This window comes from Undibacterium sp. Jales W-56 (assembly GCF_025548535.1).
GTDB lineage: Bacteria > Pseudomonadota > Gammaproteobacteria > Burkholderiales > Burkholderiaceae_D > Undibacterium.
The window spans coordinates 996,154-1,015,331 of sequence record NZ_JAJLQW010000001.1 but is presented as its reverse complement, the minus strand read 5'-3'; the positions used below and the strand labels follow the sequence as shown (position 1 = coordinate 1,015,331).

At 51.9% G+C, this 19,178-nt stretch carries 22 protein-coding genes and 1 riboswitch; of the genes, 12 read left to right on the top strand and 10 right to left on the bottom strand.

The features are described 5' to 3' along the window. Nucleotides 1-436 precede the first annotated feature (436 nt). The 10 genes from LPB67_RS04580 (at nucleotide 437) to LPB67_RS04535 (ending at nucleotide 6,957) form a co-directional block, all read left to right on the top strand. Nucleotides 437-1,009: an RNA polymerase sigma factor gene (locus tag LPB67_RS04580; protein WP_262835869.1), complete on the top strand. Its 573-nt coding sequence runs from the start codon at nucleotides 437-439 to the stop codon at nucleotides 1,007-1,009. Next, entirely contained in the window at nucleotides 1,006-1,422 is a 417-nt protein-coding gene (locus tag LPB67_RS04575; RefSeq protein WP_262835868.1) for a DUF3619 family protein, read from the top strand. Before LPB67_RS04580 ends, LPB67_RS04575 begins: the two co-directional genes overlap by 4 nt. Before the next feature lie 65 nt (nucleotides 1,423-1,487). Further along, nucleotides 1,488-2,105 carry a DUF3106 domain-containing protein gene (locus LPB67_RS04570; RefSeq protein ID WP_262835867.1) on the top strand — a complete coding sequence of 206 codons (618 nt, stop codon included), beginning with the start codon at nucleotides 1,488-1,490 and terminating at the stop codon, nucleotides 2,103-2,105. Between the two features lie 3 nt (nucleotides 2,106-2,108). Further along, on the top strand, nucleotides 2,109-2,642 hold the full coding sequence (locus LPB67_RS04565) for an RDD family protein (RefSeq protein WP_262835866.1): 534 nt from the start codon (nucleotides 2,109-2,111) through the stop codon (nucleotides 2,640-2,642). An 83-nt stretch (nucleotides 2,643-2,725) separates the two neighbouring features. Beyond that, a complete protein-coding gene (locus tag LPB67_RS04560; RefSeq protein WP_262835865.1) occupies nucleotides 2,726-3,394 on the top strand; it encodes a TetR/AcrR family transcriptional regulator in 669 nt (222 codons plus the stop codon). Between the two features lie 4 nt (nucleotides 3,395-3,398). Beyond that, the gene (locus LPB67_RS04555; protein ID WP_262836166.1) at nucleotides 3,399-3,980 is read left to right on the top strand and encodes a TIGR00730 family Rossman fold protein; all 582 of its coding nucleotides are present in this window, start codon (nucleotides 3,399-3,401) and stop codon (nucleotides 3,978-3,980) included. A gap of 107 nt (nucleotides 3,981-4,087) precedes the next feature. Beyond that, nucleotides 4,088-4,297 carry a DUF3460 family protein gene (locus LPB67_RS04550; protein ID WP_262835864.1) on the top strand — a complete coding sequence of 70 codons (210 nt, stop codon included), beginning with the start codon at nucleotides 4,088-4,090 and terminating at the stop codon, nucleotides 4,295-4,297. Nucleotides 4,298-4,309: 12 nt separating this feature from the next. Beyond that, nucleotides 4,310-5,167, top strand: a complete 858-nt coding sequence (locus LPB67_RS04545) for a segregation and condensation protein A (RefSeq protein ID WP_262835863.1) — start codon at nucleotides 4,310-4,312, stop codon at nucleotides 5,165-5,167. A gap of 57 nt (nucleotides 5,168-5,224) precedes the next feature. After that, the gene (gene panC, locus LPB67_RS04540) at nucleotides 5,225-6,064 is read left to right on the top strand and encodes a pantoate--beta-alanine ligase (RefSeq protein ID WP_262835862.1); all 840 of its coding nucleotides are present in this window, start codon (nucleotides 5,225-5,227) and stop codon (nucleotides 6,062-6,064) included. Beyond that, entirely contained in the window at nucleotides 6,064-6,957 is an 894-nt protein-coding gene (locus tag LPB67_RS04535; protein ID WP_262835861.1) for a cobalamin-binding protein, read from the top strand. The genes panC and LPB67_RS04535 overlap by 1 nt, the downstream gene beginning before the upstream one ends. 38 nt (nucleotides 6,958-6,995) lie before the next feature. Here LPB67_RS04535 and LPB67_RS04530 read toward each other — a convergent pair whose 3' ends face one another. Further along, nucleotides 6,996-7,817 carry a zinc-dependent peptidase gene (locus LPB67_RS04530; protein ID WP_262835860.1) on the bottom strand — a complete coding sequence of 274 codons (822 nt, stop codon included), beginning with the start codon at nucleotides 7,815-7,817 and terminating at the stop codon, nucleotides 6,996-6,998. A 278-nt stretch (nucleotides 7,818-8,095) separates the two neighbouring features. Between LPB67_RS04530 and rarD the strand changes: the two genes are divergently transcribed. Both rarD and LPB67_RS04520 read left to right on the top strand, forming a co-directional pair. Next, a complete protein-coding gene (gene rarD / locus LPB67_RS04525; RefSeq protein WP_262835859.1) occupies nucleotides 8,096-8,974 on the top strand; it encodes an EamA family transporter RarD in 879 nt (292 codons plus the stop codon). 98 nt (nucleotides 8,975-9,072) lie between these two features. Continuing rightward, a riboswitch (TPP riboswitch) is annotated at nucleotides 9,073-9,192 on the top strand. Between the two features lie 47 nt (nucleotides 9,193-9,239). Continuing rightward, the gene (locus LPB67_RS04520; RefSeq protein ID WP_262835858.1) at nucleotides 9,240-11,393 is read left to right on the top strand and encodes a TonB-dependent siderophore receptor; all 2,154 of its coding nucleotides are present in this window, start codon (nucleotides 9,240-9,242) and stop codon (nucleotides 11,391-11,393) included. Between the two features lie 254 nt (nucleotides 11,394-11,647). Here LPB67_RS04520 and LPB67_RS04515 read toward each other — a convergent pair whose 3' ends face one another. The 9 genes from LPB67_RS04515 to LPB67_RS04475 all read right to left on the bottom strand — a co-directional run bounded on the left by LPB67_RS04515 (nucleotide 11,648) and on the right by LPB67_RS04475 (nucleotide 19,177). Continuing rightward, entirely contained in the window at nucleotides 11,648-12,535 is an 888-nt protein-coding gene (locus LPB67_RS04515; protein ID WP_262835857.1) for a GyrI-like domain-containing protein, read from the bottom strand. Between the two features lie 145 nt (nucleotides 12,536-12,680). Beyond that, on the bottom strand, nucleotides 12,681-13,232 hold the full coding sequence (locus LPB67_RS04510; RefSeq protein ID WP_262835856.1) for an ATP-binding protein: 552 nt from the start codon (nucleotides 13,230-13,232) through the stop codon (nucleotides 12,681-12,683). After that, a complete protein-coding gene (pnuC, locus tag LPB67_RS04505; protein ID WP_262835855.1) occupies nucleotides 13,225-13,812 on the bottom strand; it encodes a nicotinamide riboside transporter PnuC in 588 nt (195 codons plus the stop codon). Before pnuC ends, LPB67_RS04510 begins: the two co-directional genes overlap by 8 nt. A gap of 115 nt (nucleotides 13,813-13,927) precedes the next feature. Then, a complete protein-coding gene (locus tag LPB67_RS04500; RefSeq protein ID WP_262835854.1) occupies nucleotides 13,928-14,947 on the bottom strand; it encodes a GIY-YIG nuclease family protein in 1,020 nt (339 codons plus the stop codon). 386 nt (nucleotides 14,948-15,333) lie between these two features. After that, nucleotides 15,334-15,726, bottom strand: a complete 393-nt coding sequence (locus LPB67_RS04495) for a RidA family protein (RefSeq protein ID WP_262835853.1) — start codon at nucleotides 15,724-15,726, stop codon at nucleotides 15,334-15,336. 43 nt (nucleotides 15,727-15,769) lie between these two features. After that, complete coding sequence (locus LPB67_RS04490; protein ID WP_262835852.1) at nucleotides 15,770-16,954, bottom strand: acyl-CoA dehydrogenase family protein; 1,185 nt, start codon at nucleotides 16,952-16,954, stop codon at nucleotides 15,770-15,772. Between the two features lies 1 nt (nucleotide 16,955). Next, complete coding sequence (locus LPB67_RS04485) at nucleotides 16,956-17,810, bottom strand: enoyl-CoA hydratase family protein (protein WP_262835851.1); 855 nt, start codon at nucleotides 17,808-17,810, stop codon at nucleotides 16,956-16,958. Between the two features lie 3 nt (nucleotides 17,811-17,813). Continuing rightward, a complete protein-coding gene (locus LPB67_RS04480) occupies nucleotides 17,814-18,314 on the bottom strand; it encodes a MarR family winged helix-turn-helix transcriptional regulator (protein ID WP_262835850.1) in 501 nt (166 codons plus the stop codon). Between the two features lie 65 nt (nucleotides 18,315-18,379). Continuing rightward, nucleotides 18,380-19,177 (bottom strand): SDR family NAD(P)-dependent oxidoreductase, encoded by a 798-nt coding sequence (locus tag LPB67_RS04475; RefSeq protein ID WP_262835849.1) that lies wholly within the window; start codon nucleotides 19,175-19,177, stop codon nucleotides 18,380-18,382. Nucleotide 19,178 lies beyond the last annotated feature (1 nt).

Here is a 19,178-nt window from a genome sequence, read left to right as displayed (position 1 = left end):
TCCGTTGGATATATTTCCAGATGAGGCTTATAGCACTCGTTCAGTCAGTGTTTAGGCTTTACTGCGACAACTTCTCACGCTTGTGGCATGGGTCAGAACAAACAGCTTCATTAGAGCACCTGTTGAGGACGACATTGTGGGCCGGTTCGAACAGGTATTGATTGCCTCGAGATCGTGAGGCGGACTGATACGGTACTGCGTCGCACCATTTTGGTCAAGACAAATTCCATATTTTTGCGCATAAATTACTTGCAAATCAGTAATTTCCCACAAAATAACAGGACATGGAAAAGGTTTTTTGCTAGCATGGGCGCACTTTTAAAGAGAAAAACCGCACTATTTCACGGCATTTTCCCAAATTAAGACCAGATTGCCACAGGAATTTCCTTTGTCATAGCACCACCTTATCAAAGTTATCTATCATTACTGCCAAGAAATGGCCACAGACAAAGAATTATCGAATTTTCTTGAAGGCGTAGAGCGTCGCGCCTACAAACACGCAGTGTATACGGTGCGTAATGAAGAATCCGCACTGGACATTGTACAAGAGTCCATGATCAAGCTTGCCGAAAAATACGGCGACAAACCCGCGGCAGAGCTGCCTCTTTTATTTCAACGCATTCTGCAAAATACGATACTTGATTTTTTCCGCAGGGAGAAAGTAAGGAATACCTGGGTCAGCCTGTTTTCGAGCATCACGCCCAATAATAATCAAGATGATGACAATTTTGACTTGCTAGAAAGCTACGCTTCTGAAGAAGGAACCGAGGCATCCGAGTCCAGTGCTGATAAAATAGAGCGTGAGCAAGTTCTCAACATAATTGATGGCGAGATACAAAAACTTCCAGCACGTCAACGAGAAGCCTTCCTCATGCGTTATTGGGAAGACATGGATGTAGCAGAAACGGCAGCCGCAATGGGTTGCTCGGAAGGCAGTGTCAAAACGCACTGTTCGCGTGCAACACACGCGCTGGCAGCATCACTCAAGGCAAAAGGAATTACATTATGAACTACTCTAGAGAAGCCCGAGATCTGGATTTTGCCTACAAGGTAAGGCATGCATTAAATGAATCGGCTGAGCGACTCCCGGCACCGACTTTAGATCGGCTCGCCAGTGCACGAAAGATTGCCATGTCGCGCAAAAAGCAATCTTCCCCGACTGCGGCATTGGCTTTTAACGGAATTTTGGCAGGCAATCACGGATTTTCATTCGGCGGCCCTAGCTCATGGCTAGGCAAACTCGGTGTTGCTTTGCCGATGCTGGTACTGATTCTCGGCTTGATAGGCATTTACGAGTACGAACAACAACGTCGCATCAGTGATCTGGCTGATATTGATGTGGCTGTACTGGCAGATGAATTACCGCCAGATGCTTATCTGGATACGGGCTTCAGCGCGTATTTGAACAAAGCGGAGGAGTAGCAGTGTATTTTTCCGCTGTATTCGCTTCAAATAAATTGCCACTATGCGTCTTTTTATTAGCCATATTGTCACCGCTAGCTCTTGCTGGCGGTACTGCTATTACGAGTACTCCGCCTGCGACCGCGAATAAAACGCTTGCAGCGCCGGCAGTGGCAAATAGCAAGCCGAGCTGGCAAGAGCTGAGCACCGAACAAAAAATAGCGCTTGCGCCGCTCGCTCCGGAATGGAGCAAGATGGGTGAAGTCCGCAAGAAAAAATGGCTGGAAATCGCCAATAAATATGCGCTCATGAAGCCGGACGAACAGGCAAGAGTACAAGAACGTATGCGCGCCTGGGTCAAATTATCGCCAGAACAGCGTATGGAAGCGCGCGAGAATTTCGCTCGCACAGCACAAATCAAACCCGAACAAAAGTCAGCTCAATGGCAGCAATATCAGCAATTGAGTGATGAGCAAAAGAAGCAATTGGCTTCTGAAGCAAGCAGAAAAAAAAATGTCACCAACCTGCCATCTGAAGCGCAAAGAAAAGCACCCGCCTTAGCGCCGATCAAAGGCATTCAGAAACCCGCACCTATTGCCTTGCCACCCGCAACCGAGCGTCCTGCGCCAGTTGTACAAGCTGCCAGTCAAGCTGTTGCAACTCCGGTGATAAGCGCCCCCGCCTCTCAAGCCGTGGCGAAATAAAACGTGGTACAAGCTCAATTTACCGCTGCGACTGCGGCTCCCGCACTGCGTCGCCGCATGATCTGCATGGTGTATGAGGCCATGCTGCTGTTTGGCGTAGTCTTCGTAGCTGGAATGATATTCGATGTATGGACCCAGAGCCGCCACGCCCTGACTTTGCGGCATGCCCGCGAAGCCTGGCTATTTTTTGTGCTGGGTGCCTATTTTGTGTTCTTCTGGTCCAGAAGCGGTCAGACTCTGGCGATGAAAACCTGGAGTATCAAAGTAATCGACGACGAGCGGCCCAAGTTGCCGGTTATTAAGGCAATCGTACGCTATTGCCTGGCATGGATGTGGTTTTTACCGGGTTTGGCTATCGCCTATCAATTCGAACTGAAAGCCTGGTTCGCGGTTGCTGCCGTCACGGCAAATGTGGTTTTGTGGGCATTGACGACGAGACTGGATAAAGATGGTCAATTCTTACACGACAAGCTTGCGAAAACCCGTTTAGTCCACGTCGAAGTCAAATTAAGCACAGACACCAGGCAGGCCGACTAGTCCCGATAGAGAAATCCGACGCATTTTTTTGTGCTTTGCCGGTTCAATGTTATTCTATTAAAAAATAATTTTAGAGAGTCGGCATGCAACACAAAGCTCCTCGTCGCACCAGGGAACGCATCCTGGATTTATCGTTGCGCTTGTTCAATGAATTTGGCGAGCCCAATATCACTACCACGGTCATTGCTGAAGAGATGAATATCTCTCCGGGCAACCTGTACTATCACTTCCGCAATAAGGACGATATTGTCAATTCCATCTTCGTACAATTCGAGGAAGAAATTAACAAAAAACTCGCCTTTCCCGAGGGACGCAAAGCCAATATCCAGGATATCTGGACCTATCTGCACCTGACGTTTGAACTGGTCTGGCGTTATCGTTTTTTCTACCGCGATTTGAATGACCTGCTTTCCAGAAACCGTAAGCTGGAACTCAATTTCAAGCAGATTCTGACCCACAAAATTAAGGTCGCCACCGAGCTTTGCTATGGTTTGCGCGCCGACGGCGAATTCGAGGCTGGCGATATAGAAATTGACGCTCTCGCCACCAATATGGTGGTAGTTGCAACCTACTGGCTGTCTTATGAATACGTCCGTAATCCCCGCAAATACACCGAATTGCAGACCATGTCAGAGTCGCTGGCGCGCGGTTGTTATCAGGTCATCGTTTTGATCAGCCCGTATCTGCGAGGCGAAACCAAAAACGTGTTTGAAAAACTGTCGCAAGAATACCTGAAGAAAATTAATGCCTAGGCAGATCAATTCTCTCTGCGTCTATTGTGGCTCTTCCATTGGGTTCTCAGACGCTTACGCAGACGGCGCCAGAAAATTAGCCTCGGCAATGGCGGCTCGCAGGATTGCTATGGTATACGGCGGCGGCAATGTCGGATTGATGGGCGTCATTGCGGATGAGGTTCTGCGCCTCGGCGGCCATGTTACCGGCGTGATTCCTAAAGCCTTGATGGACAAGGAAGTCGGTCACACAGGTTTGAGCAAGCTGTACATCGTCAACAATATGCATGAGCGTAAAGCGCTGATGGCTGAACTATCCGATGGCTTTATCGCTATGCCTGGCGGGATAGGCACGCTGGAGGAATTGTTTGAGATGTTCACCTGGTCGCAATTAGGCTTCCATGAAAAACCGCTGGGTCTGCTCAACATCAATGGCTTCTATGACAGCCTGCTGCAATTTCTGCAGCACACAGTGAATGCCCGTTTTTTAAAGCAAGAACATCTCGCGCTGCTGCACAATGCATCTGATCCGGTCAACTTGCTGGATGCATTACAACAGGCGCGCCCTCCGCATCTACCCAAGTGGATCAACAAAGACGATCTTTGATTTACCAGGGACGAATCGGCCCTTATTCCATAGCAACCATCAAAATCCACCTCATTACAGGGTAAAATGCGCTTTTGATTGTTCATTTACCTGCTGATCGCGCCATCATGAAGTTTTCCAAACAATTTTCACTGTACGAATCCGAAGCCACGCAATTCATCAACAGCCTGAAGCAGGCGAATCCGGCTTTAGAGCAAAGCCAGCGTGACGGCCGCGCCCTGCTGTGGGACAAAGCGCCAACGGATCTGGAAACGCAACAGCGCAGCAAAGAATCCCGCGTCGAGCAACAAGCTTACGTCTATCAGAACAAGGGCTAAGCCCGCCACGCTGTGACAGCAAGCGCCACCCTACCTGCAACAGACCTGCCTCTGCTAGGCAACAACGACAGTACACCTGATGTCGTTGATGGTCTGGCGTTTGCCAAATTGTATGGCGAACCGCTGTTCAAGCTACCCAACGATCTGTACATCCCGCCTGATGCGCTTGAGATTTTTCTGGAAGCCTTCGAAGGACCGCTGGATTTATTGCTGTATCTGATACGCAAACAAAATTTCAATATTCTCGATATTCCGATGGCGCAAGTCACCCTGCAATATCTGGAATACGTAGAACAAATCCGTAAGCACAACCTGGAATTAGCCGCAGAATATCTGCTCATGGCAGCCATGCTGATCGAGATCAAATCGCGCATGCTGCTGCCAAGCACCAAGAGGCAGGAAGGCGAGGAAGCAGAAGATCCGCGGGCGGAACTGGTGCGTCGCCTGCTGGAATACGAACAAATGAAATTAGCCGCTTATGACCTGAATGCAGTACCGCAACTGGGTCGCGATTTTTTGCATGCGCAAGTATTTATCGAACAAAATACCGTACTGCACTGGCCGCATGTTGAAGTGGCCGATCTGCAAGCCGCCTGGGCGGATGTATTGAAACGTGCGACGCTGGTTGCGCATCACAAAATCAGCCGTGAAGAACTCTCCGTGCGCGAACATATGTCGGGCATCTTGCGCAAACTCCAGTCGGCTAAATTTATCGAGTTTTCAGAATTATTCGACCCATCAAAAGGCGCGCCGGTATTGGTCGTCAACTTTATTGCCCTGCTTGAATTAGCCAAAGAAACCTTGATCGAAATCACGCAAGCCGAAGCGTTTGCCCCGATTTATGTTCGCCTTTCCTACTCACCTGCGTAATCGGCGCAGAGTAGCGATCAGGACATATCACAACCAACATCACATCTTCATCATCCTATGAAAATCATCTCCTCCATTGAAGAATTGCGCGATCAGCTACGCGGTCAATTACGCACCGCATTCGTTCCAACGATGGGTAATTTGCACGAAGGTCATTTATCCTTAATGCGCCTGGCAAAAAAACACGGCGACCCGGTAGTGGCATCGATTTTTGTGAATCGTTTGCAATTCGGCCCCAATGAAGATTTCGACAAATATCCACGTACCTTCCAGGCCGACGTCGAGAAACTCGAAAAAGAAGGCGTGTATGTCTTATTTGCGCCGACTGAAAAAGATCTGTATCCAGAACCGCAAGAATACCGTGTGCGTCCGCCGGACGATTTGGGCAATATTCTTGAGGGTGAATTCCGTCCCGGCTTTTTCACCGGAGTGACGACGGTCGTCCTGAAACTGTTCTCTTGCGTACAACCACGTGTCGCCGTGTTCGGCAAAAAAGATTATCAGCAATTGATGATCGTCCGTAACATGGCAAAACAATTTGCCCTGCCAACTGAAATTATCGCTGCCGAAACCTGGCGCGCCGAAGATGGTCTGGCACTGTCCTCTCGCAATGGCTATTTGTCGGAGACTGAGCGCGCCGAAGCGCCGGTCCTGTATCAAACCCTGAATGAAGTCGCGCAAGAAATTCGCGCAGGTCATCTGGATATTTTTGAGCTGGAAAAACAAGCCATGGCAAAACTTGCGCAGCGCCATTGGAAACCTGATTACATATCGGTACGCAAACGTGCCGATTTGCAACCGCCATCCGCCGGTGACATCGCTCAAAAAGCCGAGCTGGTAGTGGTCGCCGCTGCCAAACTAGGCAATACACGTTTAATCGACAATCTGGAAGTTTGATGTTCCCCGGAAACCGGATATTCAGCGCGGCGACTGCATGTGTATTTGCACTTAGCGCGCAGCTCAGCCATGCTACGGTGACGGTGACCGATGATGCGCAACATACAATCACTCTCAGCCGGCCTGCGCAACGCATCATCAGCCTGGCTCCGCATGCGACAGAACTGTTGTTTGAAGCGGGTGCCGGTAATTTACTGGTCGGAGTCAGCGACTACAGCGACTATCCGGAAGCCGCAAAAAAAATCGCTTCAATAGGCAATGTATTCGCACTGGATCTGGAGCGCATCATTGCACTGAAACCGGATCTGATCGTGATCTGGGGCACTGGCAATGGTAAAGTGCTCGCCAACAAGATACGCGACACCAAAATCGCGGTATTTGAAAGCGAGCCGCATACTTACGACGATATCGCCAGTTCGATAGAGCGCCTGGCAATCCTGACGGGGAATACTGAAACCGGCAAACTCGCGGCTGAAAAATTCAAGGCTCGCTTAGAAAAACTACGCCAGACCTACCGGCTCGCAGACAAACAAAAACCGCTCAACGTGTTTTATCAGATCGCCCGCAAACCCTTGATGACACTCAATGATCAGCACATGGTGTCAGCGGCGATACGGTTATGCGGCGGGCAAAATATTTTTGGCGCGCTCAAAGAAATCAGTCCTACCGTGACCGCCGAAGCTGTGCTGGTGGCTAATCCCGATGCGATCATTACCGGCAGCAGCGATCAGCAAGATGCGTTCGCGGATTGGCGTCAGTTCGGCAATATGGCGGCGGTTAAAAAAGACAATTTATTTACCGTCAAAGGCGACTGGCTGAACCGTTCGGGACCACGCATTCTTGATGGTACTGAAATGCTATGCAAACATCTGGCGACTGCACGGACAAAATAATCCGGAATCAATTGCATCAACAACGATCTGCTCAACAATCAACTCCAGTCGCGTGGATCGACCTGGTAATACGCTCTGAACTGTTCAAACAAAGCCGTATGCCGGCGTGCCATCGCCCATGGTTTTTCAAAGAACGTCTCGGTGACCACGGCAAAGAATTCGGCCGGATTGGTCGCACCGTAAGGATCGATCACAGTATCCTCGCCCAACGCTACGGCTTGCTGTAAGGCCGCAAATTCTTCGGACAAAATAGCCGACCATCGCTGGTATCTTGCCTTGCTACCCAAGGCTGGAGCGCCATTGGTCACCCCGGTTTCGCTATCTAACTGATGGGCAAATTCATGCAGCACCACGTCATGTCCTTCGGCCTGTTCGCCACCGCGGCGCTGTACATGATCCCATGCCACAACGACCCGTCCGTCACTCCAAGACTCGCCCGATAAACTTTGATGCGCATGCGTGACGACGCCCCCCATGCCGGTTTCGATACGCGGCACGATAAATGGGCTGGGGTATACCAGTATGGTTTTTAACGCCGGATACACTGCCGTGACACGATTCAACAGCAACATGCAGGCCCTGCCCGCTATCGTGACTTTGATCTCATCCGACATCTGCAAGCCATCGCAGGCGATGAATTTTTTCTGATGTAAAAACTGCTTGATCAAACGCTTCAATTGCAATTGCAGGTCAGCGGGCATGCGCGAATAGACCGGAATATTTTTACGCAATATTTTGTTGTAATGCGAAGGAAATGGCTGCTGCACTGCGCGTTTCAATAAATACGCAGGCAAAAATATCGCCAACATAATGGCGCAGGCAAGCGCCAGCAGGAAGAGGATTAAAGGTAAGGCGTTCATCGTACACTACCAGGCAAGAAAGCAACGGAATGGGTCAGGCAATTGCAATTCATCAACATGTTATTTCCTCTCTATCCCGCTCTATTGACTTCCAAGTTGGGGCAAAGCAGGTAAACGCAAGAGCATTCCGCGGTTTTGAACTATCTCATTACGCACACGCTGAATTGCTGCGATAATGCTAAATCCTTGATGCCAAAGCAATTATCCGGAAAATCGGATACTGCGACGTTGACAAAATAGTTTTCGGCATCGCCATCTCCTCTTTTGATCGTTCACTCATGCGCAAAGGCATACTCTTAGCGGCATCCGCTTATATTGTGTGGGGTTTATTTCCGGTTTATTTCAAAGCCTTGCACGGCGTTCCCGCTTTGGAGATACTGCTGCACCGGATGCTATGGTCTTTAGTATTTTTGGTGATCGTGCTGGCTATCCGCAAGCAATGGGCGTGGCTCGGTAATTTATTGAATCAACCGAAACTGATTGCAGGCTTTGCCGCGAGTGCCTTACTTCTCTCGGTGAACTGGCTGATCTACATCTGGGCAATCAATAACGACCGGGTGGTCGATGCCAGTCTCGGTTATTTCATGACGCCGCTGGTGAATGTATTGCTCGGCTTTGTGCTGTTGCGGGAACGGCTGCGTGTCGGTCAATGGATCGCCGTCGCACTTGCGGCCTGCGGTGTCATCTGGCTGACGGTGCAAGCCGGGCATCCGCCTGTCATTGGCCTGTCGCTGGCGATCAGTTTCGGTATTTATGGTTTGCTGCGTAAAACCGCCGCTCTGGGTGCGTTGGAAGGGTTGTCGCTGGAAACTTTTATTTTGTTTCCATTCGCCTTTACCTACCTCAGCTACCTCACGATGCAAGGACATAACGCGTTTCTCAGCGGCACCGCGACGACCCAATCCCTACTGTTGGCAGCAGGACCGATTACGGCGATTCCCCTGCTCATGTTCGCAGCCGGTGCGCGCCGCATACCGATGGCGACCCTGGGACTATTGCAGTACATCGCCCCATCTATCCAGCTGGTGCTCGGCGTATACCTGTATCACGAGCCATTTAGCGGCGACCGGCTAATTGGTTTCATCGCGATCTGGACTGCGCTGGTAGTGTATTCGATAGAGGGCTTGCGTCATACCTTCAAGCGCCAGACGGCTTGACAAGTCCGTCGCTTAAATCATTTATGACCAAAAAGATCCGTGCCAGGGTGCTTGAGCCAGTCCGGTTTCAGCCTGCATCCGGCTTTGTAGTAGAATACGGCTCTCGCTAGGGGTCCTGCCTGACGAATATCGTTGCCCGATATCGTCTTCTGCAGGTGAGAAATACCCTTGAACCTGATCTGGATAATGCCAGCGTAGGGAAGCGCAAAGTCTCCTCCCGTCTCTTTGTTTGCTCCTGCGTTGACTTCGCAAAAAAGAGCACACTATGCCAACCACAACTCCGTCCTCCCTGCGCACGAGCATGCGCACTACGCTGCGTCTGACTGCTATTGCTGCGGCAATTGCACAGGCTTGCGCACTCACATCTTCGGCCTATGCGCAAAGCGACGACCAAGCGCTGCCGGAAGTCATCATCAGCGCCAACAAACAGCTCAAGGAAAAACCCATTACCAATAGCGTCGCCGGCTTTGTCGATGCGCCATTACAAGACACGCCGGTCTCGATGACTGTTTTTTCTCGACAACAAATGCAAGACTTGCGCATCCGCAGCAGTACCGACGCGATGAAATTCGATGCGAGTGTCAATGATGCCTACAACGCAGTTGGCTATGCAGAGCAGTTTTCGATCCGCGGCTTTGCACTGGACAACACCAGCAGCTACCGCAAAGACGGACTGGCGATTCCTGGCGATGCCTCGATTCCATTGGAAAACAAAGAACGGATCGAAATCCTCAAAGGCTTGGCCGGCTTTCAGGCTGGTTTCGCCACACCGGGCGGCATTATCAATTATGTGCTCAAGCGCCCCACTGCGGCGCCGTTACGCTCGCTCAGCATAGAAACCAGCGAACGCGGTACCTTGTACGGCACAGCCGATCTCGGCGGTCAATCGGATGACAGGCAGTTTGGCTATCGCATCAATGCGGCGGCTGAAAAAATCCGCTCCTATGTCAAAGGCGCCGACGGTGAGCGTCAGTTTGCCTCGGCTGCATTCGACTGGCACATGACGCCGCAGGCCCTGCTCCAGCTCGATCTCGATTACCAACGTAAATCACAACTCACCGTCCCGGGCTATCAACTGTTTAACGGCACCGATTTGCCACGCGGGATTAATCCCGACATCATGCTCAATGACCAGCCCTGGGCAAAACCGGTATTCACCCGTAGCAGCAATATCGGCCTGCGCTTTGAATACCGGTTCAGCGACAACTGGCGCGCAAGTTTTTCCGCCAACCGACATGAATTTAAGCGGGATGATTACACCGCTTTCCCTTACGGCTGCACTGCTGCCAACCTGTATCCCGGCTATTGCGCCAATGGCGATTACGATGTGTATGACTATCAGAGCGTGAATGAATCCAAATCCCCGGTTGCGACGCAGGCGATCTTGAGCGGCAAATGGTTGGCTGGTGCTTTCCGGCACAATCTAGCGATAGGATTTTCAAGTTTCCAACGACGCGATCGCTTTGGCGATTATGTGTACGACTATGTGGGTGGCAGCAATGTGTTCCGCCCTGCCGTGGTGCCGCCATCGGGCAATGTGACGGGGCCGGTTCTGCTGCGCAGGACCGATAAGGAATGGTCCGTGTTCGCACAAGACATCATCGACCTGAGCGATGCATGGAAACTGCATGCGGGTCTGCGTCATGTCGCGATCCGGCGCCAGCAAATCGACAGCCCGGGTTACGACCGCAGCTACCAGTTGCCGAGCCTGGCACTGGTATTCAAGCCGCAATCAAATATCAGCATCTATGCTTCTTTCAGCGAAGGTCTGGAACACGGCGGCATCGCACCTATCGGTACCGGCAATGTCAACCAGGTGCTCAATCCCGCCAAATCCAGGCAAGTTGAAATCGGCGTCAAAGCCGATCTGAACCGTGACGTCAGTATCAGCGCTGCCGCGTTCCGCATCAAGAAACCGCTGGAATATACGAATACCGCGAATGTGTATGTCAGCAACGGTTCCGCGATACACAATGGGCTTGAATTGACAGTGCAAGGACGCGTCACTCCCGCACTGTCATTAGGCGGGAGCTTGACTGCGCTCGACGCGCGTCAATCGGGTACCGGCATCGCCGGTCTCGACGATAAGCGCGTGACCAATGTGCCCGCGCGGAAATCCGTTATCTATCTCGATTATGCCATCGCCGGTCTGCCAGGCCTGAGCCTCAACGGTAGCTGGAATTACGCTGGAGATAAAGCATTTCAGCCTGATAACAGCGTGATGGTACCGGGCTACAGCGTATTCAACCTCGGTACCCGTTACCACACCAGGCTGGCGGGCGTTGCGACTACCCTGCGCGTTAACATCGACAACGTGAGCGATAAATTCTACTGGCGCGATGTCACGCAATCACTGGGCGGCTACCTGTTTCCCGGTGCGCCAAGAGTATTTAAGGTCTCTGCGCAATTTGATTTCTGATCGCGCCAAAGAAAACGGGATGCCTTCAGCGCATCCCGTTTTTATTACCGCAACACTTATATACCGTCAGGACTTACGCAAAACGACCAGCCGCTTACCACCATCCACATTGAAACCGCATGCTGGATGCGGCTTTCAGCGACATTTCGTGCCAACAGGCGCATCCAGCTTGCGGGTTCATTTGAATATCAAAACGTCAGTGAGAGGTTTTTGTTTTTGCATAAGCCCTGACCATTTGCCAACGCATCTATACGCTACTGGATGGGAAGAAAAACATCGATAATCGCTTCCTGCTCAGGGACGTCAGGAAAGAACTTGACACGCTGCGCATAGACAGGAAAATCCCTTAGCTCCTCACCGCTCTGCGGCAGCCATTCCGAGTAAATGAATTGCATCGTCTGCGCAAGATTGTCATCCGATCCGACATGTCGCAATACGGCGCAGCGCCCGCCGGGAATCATCTTATTCACAATCCCAAACTCATTTTCTTCTGCAATCTCGTGCTGCACTGAGGCACACAGATCCAGACGATAATCATCAGGCACCGCCTCATGCGGATTCGAATAAAAAATATTGAAAGTCGCACTCACGGCCGGTGACAAACGCTGTTGCTTGCGCCATTCAATGAACCGACGTATCGATAGGCTGATGCGATCCGGCGCGCCACGATGCTCTAATACAGCGACCCTGATCGGTTCGACATGGACGACTTTGACGCTTTCTAAAGTATGTTCCGGTTTCATGTGTGTGATCCTTATATGGTGAACAGCCTGATAGGTTTGATACCAGGAAGTCCACAGCGGATCCTCTTTAAACGCAGAAGGCGATTGTCCCAGCATCTTCCTGAAAGCACGCGAGAACGCTTCCGGCCCTTCATATCCGCTAGCCATTGCGAGGTCGATGATACGGCCATGATCCCGGAATGCCAGCGTATAAGTCGCGCGTTTTAAGCGGACCAGCTGCACATATTTATGCACACTGATACCGAACATCTCTGAGAACTGTCGGTGAAAATGATATTTCGAAAATGCGGCAACAGCACTCAATTGCTCAACACTTAATTCTTCATCCAAATGTTGATCGATGTAGTCAAACACATCACGAAAACGTGACAGGTATCTTTTTTCAGCAGCAGTGGTCATTCATATTTACTCCTTGGCGAGGAGGAGAATAAGGTTTAACGACTGAGAAAACCTGACCAAACTTGCTGAGTTTTAAACCAAGCTGAGCTTGCAACTCATTCAGGATAACGGTACTCGTCATGCGTGTTCAATCCTGTGAGATTATTTATGCCAGCAAAAACGACAAGGCAAAATCCACCTGCTCCACCCGCTCCTGCAAGCTGCCGCTGACCATCAGGAACGGTATTTCCCGCTCATCCAGCAAATCCAGCAAGTCCTCATGTATCTGCTGACGCACGGCAGGCGATTCGCGTTGCAAGCCGTCTGGCGTCCACGGGAAATCCGGCGCGGTCACGACGATAAAGTCGTAGCGATGCTGTTTTTCAAGTATCTCAAGTTCGGCATCAACCCTACCGAAATAATGGCGGCTGTACAGCGCCGTCATCAATGGCGACGTATCGCAAAACAGCCAGCCCTTCGACTCTGGGAGCAATGCCAGCTCGCGCTCCACCTGGGTACGGGCAATCAGGATTTGCTCCGCTTCTGTCGGCACCCGCTGATGGGTATCGACAAACTCACGCAGGTACTCCGGCACCCAGACGCTTTGATAACGCTGCGCCAGCGCTTCAGCCAGCAAGGATTTGCCCGAAGATTCCGCGCCGAGAATCGCCAGGCGATGCGCTGATGAGGATGATGCAGGTGAGGATAAATCAGGCATTGTTTTTACTCCAGGCACGTAATCCCATGATCGCCATCGCAACAAAAATGGCATACAGAATAGCCGTCAGCATCAGTCCCTTGTACACATACAAACCGACATACAAGACATCCACCATAATCCAGACCTGCCAGTTTTCCCATTTTTTACGGGAGAGTAAAAGCTGCCCCAATAAACTGCCTGCCGTCAGGAATCCATCGGCATAAGCGACATCGGTATCGGTATAGTTTTTTAAGAAAAATGAGAGTAGTACAAAAGCCAGCAACCACGCGCCCGCAGACCAGATGCGCTGCCGGCTGGATAATCTGGAGACATGCAAAACCTGGTGACCGGCACCGCCTCGCAGCCATTGTGCCCAGCCCCAGATCGAGACCAATACAAACACCGCCTGCAAACTCATATCGCCATATAACCTGGCGTCGAAAAATACCACGCCATACAAAAGCGACGACACAATAGAAAATAGCCATGCCCAATGGATTTGACGGATATTCAAGGCGACAGTCAACACCGATAAGACGAAAGAGATCAACTCTAATGCGCTTGTGCTAAAGCCAAGCAAGGGGATGGGATCATTCATTGCGGATCAGTTGAACATTCAGTCGATAACAAGACCTGCATTATCACTGATCGCCACCGCTCTGTCACAAGCGCAATGACCGGCGTTTTGACCGATGGCGCATATCCGCTGCCGATTAGCTTTTTGAGAGAAGACGGGCAGATTTTTCAGCTAGACTCAGTTTTTGCTGATGGGCATCCAGCTTGATCAAGCCTTGTTTAAGGCAAGTACGATAGGCATCAAGACCGGTTTTAGCATGCTCTTTCATACATTCGTATTCTAATGTGCGTTTTTGCTGCGCATTCAAATGCCTGCTCAAGTCCTGCGTCAGTTTGTCAATAGGATCTGTCGTCGACGCTTGCAATTGAGTTTGTACGCAAAGATGAAATGCCTGCGGATTTTTAGGATTTTCAGTCGCAATGCATGAAAGACCGAGTACCGTTTTTTCAGATTCACTCAAAGCATTGCCACGCGACGGCAAGCTGACTCTGGCGACATTGCCCGACTTTGACGCCGGTAAGATGGGGGCGGATATAGGCGCAACAGCTTGCGACAGCTGCTCGCTTTGATTTTGCTGATCCAGCCATTGGCCCAGCAATAGCGCGCCGACGACTAGAACACTTAGCGAGATTGCCGCACCTGCCCATACCATTTTCCGCCTGAACCATCGGGCGATATCTGATCCGGATACTATCGCCTCCACAGCGTTGCCAGTGCCGCCCATGTCAGCAATTTGCTGATCTGCGTCGAGATGGTACGCGGTAGTCGCCAGCGCGATGTCTTGAATTTTTCCTACGTTTTTTCTGTCGGTCTCGCGACAGACGGATTGGACTAATTCTTTCAGTTGAGCTAATGAGATGTCGAAATACGCCAGCTCGTTCCGCCCGCAACGACAGTCTTTCAGCTCTTGTAGCAAACGCTCTAAAGCTCGCCCGCAATCATTGGTAGTTATCTCGAAGATACATTCAAATTTCCCGGGAACGCTATTGTCCGGGTCACGATTGAACTCCAGAACTTTGGCCCAGCCGGAGCTCCTGGTCGCGCCAAGCTTAAACAAGTTATCGCGCAAGGCACTGTTTTGCAAAACGTAAATGCTCCCCGGCACACCATAGTTGTATCGGGGATCAAGATATTGCCGTCTGGACGATGTAGACATAATTCCTCGCGCGGGTTGTGCGGACATGCATACCCATAGTCAGAATAGTCTAGAAGATAGGAACGCTGTTCAATGCGCGGAATAGATGGCTCTAACGCGATCAGTTTGCAATTTTGAGAATTAACGCAGATCGCCGGTGTCCTGCCAAACTGCTCTGAAAATCGCTGAAACCCAGTGCTGGCAAAGGTTTCCAGGCGATTTTATCTGGTGCCGGTTGGAGACTGAATGTTCCATTAGCAGGACTTGCGCAAAACGAAAAACTGCTTACCTCAACTCATATTGAACCCGCAGGCTGGATGCGACTTTCAGAGGCATTTCGTGCCAGCAGGCGCAGCCGGATTGCGGTTTCGTTTTTTGCGTAAATCTTAATTAGCTTGAAATTTCCATTAATCAGGCACAATCGCTGTTACCTCAATCTCGACCCTGGCGCGATCTTCGATCAGCCCGGCCACCTGCACCGCCGTCATGGTAGGAAAATGACGCCCGATAATATCGCGATACGCTTCCCCGATTTCCTTGTAGGCTGCGATGTATTCTTTCTTATCCAGTACATACCAGGTCATGCGCACGATATGTTTCGGCTCGGCCTGTGCCTCAGCCAGCACATCGACAATATTGTTTAATGCCTGTTTCACCTGCCCCGCAAAGTCATCGGTATGAAACCGTCCCTGGCCATCCCAACCTATCATGCCGCTCACGCATACAGTGCGCCCCCGGGCGACGATGCCATTGGAGTAACCGCGCGGGCGAACCCAGTCTGGCGGCTGTAGAAATTCCATGTGAATCCTTTCGTGGTGAATACTTTGCGTATCAGTCAATCAGTCAGTTTGAGATTGCCGACGCCGCAGCATGCTGTTTCAATAGTTCACGGGCGATGATCAATTGCTGTACTTCCGTCGCGCCTTCATAAATGCGCAAGGCGCGTATTTCGCGATACAGACGTTCTACCGGCATCTCGCTGACCACGCCCAACCCGCCAAACATTTGCACTGCCGCATCAATGACTTGTTGCGCTGTTTCGGTGGCGCTCAGCTTTGCCATGGCCGCTTCCTTCGTTACATTCCGCCCCTGGTCGCGCTGCCAGGCGGCACGATAGGTAAGCAAGGCCGCGCTATCTATGCCGGTTGCCATTTGTGCCAATTTGGCTTGCGTCAATTGAAAATCTGCCAGTGTCTGGCCGAACATCTTGCGTGTCGTAGCGCGTTGCAGGGCCTCATCCATGGCGCGCCGGGCAAAGCCCAGCGATGCCGCAGCAACCGAGGTGCGAAAGACATCCAGGGTTGCCATCGCGACTTTAAAACCTTGCCCCGCCGCGCCCAGACGCTGATGAACGGGGACGCGGCAATTGCTAAAGCGCAGCTTTGCCAGCGGGTGCGGTGCAATGACATCAATACGCTCTGCAATCGCCAGACCCGGATTATCTGCATCTACTATCAATGCGCTGATGCCGCGTGCGCCGGGAGCCTCTCCGCTACGTGCGAATACGACATAAAAATCGGCGATCCCGCCATTGGAAATCCAGGTTTTTTCGCCATTCAATACATAGTGATCGCCCTCCAGACTGGCAGCGCATTGCAGCGCTGCCACGTCGGAACCGGCATCCGGCTCCGACAAGGCAAAAGCGGCAATCGCCTCACCATGTGCAACCCGTGTCAGGTAATGGTTTTTTTGCGATTCAGTACCAAACAAACTAATCGCGCCAGAACCAAGACCCTGCATGGCAAAAGCGAAGTCGGCCAGTCCAGAATGACGGGCCAGGGTTTCGCGTATCAGGCAAATGGCGCGGGTATCGATCACTTCGTCCACGGCGCCATAATTCACGCCACCAATCGCATGCTTCAGCCAGCCGGCGGCCCCCAGTTGGCGCACTAACTGACGGCATGCATGGTCCACATCCAGCGGATGATCTTGCGCGAGTTGCTCAGACGCCCATTGATCCAGGGCGAACTGTAAAATCCGGTGCTTTTCGTCAAAAAACGGCCATTCCAGATAATTCTTATCAGACATCTTAGTCCCCCTCAAATTCCGGATTCTGTTTTGCCACGAAAGCGTGGTAAGCACGATGAAAATCGTTCGTCATCATGCAAATGGCCTGTGCTTGCGCTTCCGCTTCTAGCGCCTGCTCGATGCTCATATTCCATTCCTGCTGCAGCATTTTTTTGGTCATGCCATGCGCAAACGTCGGCCCTTTAGCCAGGTGCTGCGCATGGTGCTGGGCATCATCCAATAGTGCTTCCGGCGAACTGAGGCGATTAAAGAAACCCCAGCGTTCGCCTTCCTCACCGCTCATCGATCGACCGCTGTAGAGCAATTCAGACGCCCGTCCCTGTCCAATCAGACGCGGCAATATGGCGCAAGCGCCCATATCGCAACCGGCCAGGCCAACCCGGGTGAACAGGAATGCGGTCTTGCTGCGTGCCGTGCCTATCCGTATATCTGACGCCAGAGCCAAAATAGCACCGGCACCCGCACAGATCCCATCCACGGCCGCCACAATCGGTTGCGGACAAGCGCGCATCGCCTTCACCAGATCGCCGGTCATGCGGGTAAAGCTCAGCAGGCCCGGCATATCCAGCTTAGTCAGCGGACCGATGATTTCGTGTACATCGCCGCCAGAACAAAAATTCTCGCCGGCGCCGGCAATCACCACCGCCTTCACATCGTCGGCATCCGTCATGGCGCGAAACAAGTCGCGCAACTCGGCGTAAGAGTCGAAGGTCAGGGGATTCTTGCGTTCCGGGCGGTTCAAGACGATGGTAGCAACGCCAGAGTTCAGGCCGAACTGAAAATGGCGTGCGGTATAAGCGGATAAATGATGACGATTGCCAGGCAAATCGTGTGGCTGTCCCGATAGGTATTTCATGGCTTACTCCTGTTCTTCACCAGACTGATGCAGATGTGCTTTAACCTGCGACAGTAATTCAAAAAATTGTTTCTTTTCTTCCGGCTGCAAACCGGAAAACAACTCGGCGATCCATGCCTCATGAACCACCGCCATGCGCTTGAAAACGCGCCGTCCCGCTGCTGTCAACTTGACACTGTAAGCGCGCCGGTCTTTGCTATCGGCGACACGGACCACCAGCTTCTCCTGCTCCAGCTGATCCGTAATCCCGGTAATATTGCCGCCCGTGACCATCATGCGCTTGGACAGTTCACCCATGCGCAATCCATCCGGATGGCGCTCAAGTTGCGCCATCAGATCAAAACGCGGCAACGTCACATCAAACTCTTGCCGGAGCCGGGTACGTATCTCCGCTTCTATCATGACGGTACACGACAACATCCGCAGCCATAGCTTCAATGACTGATGATGATCTTGCGTCAACCTGGTTTCCAGGTCATAGACCTGGGGAAGATCATTTTTCATGAAGCGCCTGACTGCAGAATTGATCGATGCCAGGCGAACCGATAGAGCCCATCAAGGTCATCCATTTACATCACCTCCCCACCCGCAACAGCAATCGCCTGCCCATTCATCGCCGCGGCGGCCGGTTGGCATAGCCATGCAACGCTATGCGCCACTTCATCCGGCTGGACAAAGCGTTTTTGCGGATTGCCCGCGGCCAGATCGGTACGCGCCTGTTCATCGGTGCGGCCGGTCTTGGCGACGATATTGGCAACGGCATCAGCCACCATATCGGTCTCGGTATAACCGGGACAAACGGCGTTGACGGTGACTCCTTTGCTAGCCACCTCCAGCGCCAGTGCGCGCGTCATGCCAAGCACGCCATGCTTGGCCGCACAGTAGGCAGCGACATACGCATAGCCTGTCAACGCTGCCGTGCTGGCGACATTCACAATACGGCCCCATCCGACCTCGAGCATGGCAGGCAAGACTTGCTGAGTGCAATGGAAAGCGCCGCTTAAATTGACCGCCATCATTTGCTGCCACATGTCTGCGCTGGTCTTCAGAAAAGGCGCGGATACTGCCTGTCCCGCATTGTTGATCAGAATATCGACGCGCCCCTTGCGCACAATGGCATGTTCAAACGCTTGCTGCACCGAATGCAGGTCGGTCACATCCATCAGCACATAACTGACGCTGCCCTTGCCATGCAAATACCGCATGGCGTCTTGCAAGGTGTGTTCATTGCGCCCGCTGATGGTGACTGCGGCCCCCTGCTCCAGCAAAGTGCTGGCGATGGCAAGGCCGATACCTTTGCCGCCGCCGGTTACCAGGGCATGTTTGCCTGCCAGAGTGGTTTTATCTTCCCTTGTTTGCGTATTCATC